Origin of the sequence: Streptomyces hygroscopicus subsp. hygroscopicus (assembly GCF_001553455.1) — a bacterium.
Taxonomy (GTDB): Bacteria; Actinomycetota; Actinomycetes; order Streptomycetales; family Streptomycetaceae; genus Streptomyces; species Streptomyces hygroscopicus.
This window is the reverse complement of record NZ_BBOX01000243.1, coordinates 1-5,208: the sequence shown is the minus strand read 5'-3', so window position 1 is coordinate 5,208 and position 5,208 is coordinate 1. Positions and strand designations below refer to the sequence as shown.

Sequence of the window (5,208 nt, the reverse complement as noted above, 5' to 3'; positions counted from 1 at the left end):
CCCCCCCCCCCGCGGCTGACCCTGGACCTGCCCCGCACCTCGGCCCGCCTGCCGCTGGTCGGCGGCGCCCCGAAGGCCGCGGCCGCCCCCACGCGCACGGTGGCCACCTCGCCGCTGAAGGGCGTACGGGCCCCGCACCACCGGACCCCGCTGCCGTCCGAGCCCACCCGCTACTGACCAGCCCGTCACTGACCACCCGTCACCGACCGCCCGCCACCGACCGGCCGCTGACCCGGACCAGCGCACCCTGCCGCCCCGCCCCCCGTCCGTGCTCCGCCACCCCAAGGAGGTCCCACGTGTTCTCGCGGTCACCCCTCATCCGCGGCGCCGCCTGCGGCGCCATCGGCGCGCTGCTGACCGGGTCGTTCCTCGGCACGCCCGCGCGGGCCGAGCAGCGTCCGCCGCGGACGGGGTTCGAGATCAGCCATGGCGCCCGGTGGACCACCCAGGACGAGGAGGCGGACTTCCTCGCGGCCGTCGACAAGGCCGCCCCGCGCGTCGCCGTCGACCGGATCGGCACCACCGCGCAGGGGCGGCCGCTGCGGCTGGTGCGGATCGGCGCACCGGGCGCACCCGCCGATCCGGCCGAAGCCGCGCGGGGCAACGTCCTGTTGCTGATCTGCTCCCAGCACGGCGACGAGCCCTCCGGCCGCGAGGCGTGTCTGTCCACCGTCCGCGACCTCGGCTACGCCGAGGACCGGCGCACACGGCGCTTCCTGGAGCGCACCCAGGTCCTCGTCGTCCCGACCGCCAACCCCGACGGCCGCGCCGCCGACACCCGCGGCAACTCCGACGGCGTGGACATCAACCGCGACCACATCGCGCTCACCACCGCCGAGTCCCGCGCGATGGCGGGCGTCATCCGCGACTGGCGCCCGGACACCGTCTACGACCTGCACGAGTACGGGGCGACCGCCCCGTACTACGTGAAGGACCTGCTGGCGCTGTGGCCGCGCAATCTCAACACCCCGGACCGGGTGCACCAGGAGGCGCGGACGCTGTCGGACTCCTATATGCGTCCGAGTGCCGAGGCGGCGGGCCACACCACCGGTGTCTACGGCATCTGGACCGACCCCGGGACCGGGGAGCCGGTCAAACAGGTCGCGGGCGACGGCCAGGAGCGGATCCTGCGGAACACCGTGGGGGTCAAGAACGCCATCGGGCTGCTGGCCGAGACCCGGGTCGATCCGCTCACCGACGCCGAGAAGGCCGACCCGGCCGTCAACAACCGCCGCCGGGTGGACGCCCAACGGGCGGGGCTGGAGGGCGCGTTCGACTTCATCGCCGAGCGGCGCGGCCGGATCGAGGCGGCCACGACGGCGGCGCGGCGGGCCGGATACGCGGACCGGGGCCCGATCCACCTCGGGGGCGCGGACAACGAACCGCCGGAGGAGGACGCCGTGTTGCGGGACCCGCCGTGCGGCTACCGGCTGGACGCCGCGCGGTACCGCGCGGTGCGGGACGAACTCGCCCTGCACGGAGTGCGGGTACGTCCGCTCCGGGGCGGCGAAGGCGTCCTCGTACCGCTGCGCCAGTCGGCCCGCGCGCTGGTGCCGCTGCTGCTGGACGGCCGTGCCACGTATCACATCGCCGCAGGTCAGCCGGTGGACACCTGCTGATCCGGGCGCTGCGGGCAGGCCACATGACCGGCCCGGTACCGACCGGCATGCGTCACCACGTCCTGGGTAGCCGAAAACCCATCAGCTAAACCCAGTGAAAGGTTTTTTGCGTGCCGCAGACAGGAACGAACTCGGGGGACGTCAGCGGCGTTCCCCCGGTCCTCGTAGATCTTCCCGGACCCCACCCCGCCGGGCCCCATCGGACCCCCCGGACGGACCGCGTGGTCTTCGGCGTCTCCGCCGCGCTCACGCTGGCCTTCGTCGTCTGGGGGGCCGTCGCCACCGACACCCTGGAGAGCGTCTCCGACAGCATGCTCTCCGGGCTCATCCACAACGGCGGATGGGCCTTCGTCCTGGCTGCCTCGGGCTTTGTGATCTTCGCGCTCTGGCTGGCGATGAGCCGATACGGCAAGATCACGCTCGGAAAGGAGGGCGAGGAGCCCGAGTTCCGCACCGTCTCATGGGTCGCGATGATGTTCAGCGCGGGCATGGGCATCGGTCTGATGTTCTACGGCGTCAGCGAGCCGCTGGCCCATTTCGTGGACCCGCCGCCCGGGACCCACCCCGGCACCGCGGCCGAGAAGATGCAGACCGCGATGTCCACCACGCTCTTCCATTGGACGCTGCACCCCTGGGCCATCTACGCGGTGGTCGGCCTGGCCATCGCGTACAGCACCTTCCGGCGCGGCCGACGGCAGACGATCAGCGCGGTCTTCACCCCGCTCATCGGCTCGAAGAACGCCAATGGCTGGGGCGGCCGGGTCATCGACATCCTGGCCATCTTCGCCACGCTCTTCGGCTCCGCCGCCTCGCTCGGCCTCGGCGCGCTCCAGATCGGCAGCGGTGTGGAGGTGCTGGGCTGGAAGAGCGATGTGGGCACGGGGCTGCTGGTCGCCGTCATCGCCGTCCTGACGGCCGCCTTCATCGCCTCCGCCGTGTCGGGTGTCGCCAAGGGCATCCAGTGGCTGTCCAACATCAACATGGTGCTGGCGCTGTTCCTCGCGGTCTTCGTGTTCGTGGCCGGCCCGACCATCATCATCCTCGATCTGCTGCCGACCTCGATCGGCTCCTACCTCGGTGATCTGCCGCAGCTGGTGGGCCGCACCGAGGCCACCGGCGGCGCGTCGGTCGCGGACTGGCTGAGCAGCTGGACGGTCTTCTACTGGGCCTGGTGGATCTCCTGGACGCCGTTCGTGGGCATGTTCATCGCCCGGATCAGCCGCGGCCGTACCATCCGGCAGTTCGTGGGCGGTGTGATCCTGGTCCCCAGCACCGTCAGCCTGATCTGGTTCGCCATCTTCGGCGGTTCGTCCATGAAGCTCCAGGCCGCGGGTCGGCTGGGGGAGGAATCCACCCCCGAGGGGCAGCTGTTCGGGGTGCTGGACCAGTACCCGGTCGCCGGTGTGATGAGCGTGCTGGTGATGATCCTCGTCGGCATCTTCTTCGTGTCCGGCGCCGACGCGGCGTCCATCGTGATGGGCACGCTCTCGCAGAAGGGCGCCTTCGAGCCGACCCGGTTCGTCGTCGTCTTCTGGGGCGTGGTCACGGGCGCGGTGGCGGCCGTGATGCTGCTGATCGGCGGTGGCGGCGGCGATGCCCTCACCGGCCTGCAGAATCTGACGATCCTCGTGGCGGCCCCCTTCACCCTGGTGATGGTGGGGCTGTGCTGGGCGCTGCTGAAGGATCTGCGCCGGGACCCGCTGATCGTCCGGGGCGAGAAGGGCGAGGAGGCCGTCGAGATGGCGGTCATCGCCGGCCACGAGAGGTACGACGGCGAGTTCGAGATCCGTATCGGCCCGGCGAGCCCGTCCGCCTCCGAACCCCCCGCCGCCTCCGACACCCCGTCGGAAAACGAGGACGGCGCGGCCGGGCCGGGGCACCGCGCCCCCGTGGCCGAGGCCCGTTAGCCGCCCCGGCAGGGGCCCCGCCGTCGTCCCGCCGCCCGGACCCCTCGGTCCGGGCGGCGCCCGCCCGGCGTCCCGGTGTGCCGGTGTCCCGGTGTGCCGGGGGAGCCGGGCGGGGCACGTCTCCACGGCGGAAGGGGCGCCCCGGGCCGCCCGGCGCACCGCCGTTTCCCCCTCATACCGCCCCGAACCGGGAATACTCGGGACATGACCTCCCAGTACGTGACCTTCGGGCTGGTGCCGGCGATGCGCGCGGGCGGTGTGCTGGCCGATGGCGCGTACCAGGCCCACCGCGACTTCCTGGACTTCGCGGTGGACGGCAGCCCTCTGCTGGTGCGCCTCGCCGACCTCGACGCGGTCTCGCCGCTCGCCCTCGACCTCGGGCCCTCCGACTTCGCCGAGCAGGTCCGGACGCTGCTGCCGGAGGCGGAGACGCCGCTGGAGGGGAGCCGACGCGTCATCTACGGCTGTCCGGAGTGTGCGGGGCTCGCGTGCGGGGCCGTCACCGCCGTCATCGAACGGGACGGTCCGGACGTCGTCTGGCGCGACTTCGGCCGGCAGACCGGCCGCACCCCGGACGCCGAGCGCGACGGCTACCACGACATCGGCCCCTACCGCTTCCGCGGCGAGGAGTACCGGGCCGCGCTGGAGCGGCTGCTGCCCGCCGACGGCGCACCCGCGCCCGAGCTTCCGGCCGGTCCGAGGGCGCTGCTCATCGGGCCGCGCGCCGCCCTCCTCGCCAGGCTCGCCGCCGCGCTGCGCCGGATCGGCATCAGCGCCGAGATCACCCTGGACGCGGTGCACGCCCACGCGGACGAGCTGCGCAAATACGGTGCGGTGGTGTTCGGCCGGACGATCGGCCCGGACAAGCGCGACGCGGTCCTGGGCGCCCTCGCGGCGGCCCGCTCCGAGGCGGTGTGCGTCACCGTGCTCGCCCCGATCGTCCCCCTGCTCGTCGCCCAGGTCGAACAGGCCCTGGACCGCACCCCTGACCGCCACCGCCGCCTGCTGCGGCTGACGGCGGTGGCGGGAGGCGCCGAGGCGGAGGTCGAGGTCGCGTCCGCCTGCCGGGTGCGACTGGTGGCCCACCGCCTCGACCGCCTGTCCCGGCCCCGTACGCGCGCCCTCTTCGACACCGTCCTGGCCCCGGGCACCCACCGCATCCCCCTGGAGACCCGGGCCGTCCGCGGCCGGTCCTTCCTGACGGCGCACACCAGCGAGGCGGTCCTGGTCGCGCCCGTGGCCCGGTAGGGGCGGGGACGGTGCGGGACGTTCCCACTGGACGCCTCACGCCGTACCGCGGCAACCGCGAGCCACGCGGCCCGGTCCGCCGTGGCGGCCTTCGCATCCGCCCGGTGGTGAGCGGGGTGTCTGCCCTGGGAGAGGGGCGTCGGCCCGGCGCGCCCGCGTCCGGCCCCGCCACCGTGGCGGCGGCCGCCGGCCGCCGGGCCGGTGAAGGCGGCTCCGGACTTCGGGGGTGGTGGGGTACCCCTGGCAAACGTTTGACACATTAGTTGCGTCATATCAAGCGTTTTTCAGGGGGGTACCGGGAGGGAGGCCCGCCCCACCGGCCCGCAGTCCGGATGGACCCTGCCCCGGAGGTCGGAAGCCGCCGCCCGGCCCCGCTTCCACGGACCCGGGCCCGGCGATGGCGCCGAGCCCTCCACCCCCTGCCCCGCCTGCTC

The 5,208-nt window shown here is 73.7% G+C and carries 3 protein-coding genes; all 3 read left to right on the top strand.

All coding sequences use genetic code 11. The features are described 5' to 3' along the window. Window positions 1-296 precede the first annotated feature (296 nt). The gene (locus tag AXW62_RS23825) at window positions 297-1,619 is read left to right on the top strand and encodes a M14 family metallopeptidase (RefSeq protein ID WP_079115762.1); all 1,323 of its coding nucleotides are present in this window, start codon (window positions 297-299) and stop codon (window positions 1,617-1,619) included. Between the two features lie 110 nt (window positions 1,620-1,729). Continuing rightward, on the top strand, window positions 1,730-3,526 hold the full coding sequence (locus AXW62_RS23820) for a BCCT family transporter (RefSeq protein ID WP_060946303.1): 1,797 nt from the start codon (window positions 1,730-1,732) through the stop codon (window positions 3,524-3,526). Between the two features lie 204 nt (window positions 3,527-3,730). Continuing rightward, window positions 3,731-4,774 (top strand): hypothetical protein, encoded by a 1,044-nt coding sequence (locus AXW62_RS23815; protein WP_060946302.1) that lies wholly within the window; start codon window positions 3,731-3,733, stop codon window positions 4,772-4,774. Window positions 4,775-5,208 lie beyond the last annotated feature (434 nt).

What these genes read in the sequence shown, in the direction of transcription:
- AXW62_RS23815 (WP_060946302.1), top strand. Translation starts at nt 3,731, where the DNA reads ATGACCTCCCAGTACGTGACCTTCGGGCTGGTGCCGGCGATGCGCGCG.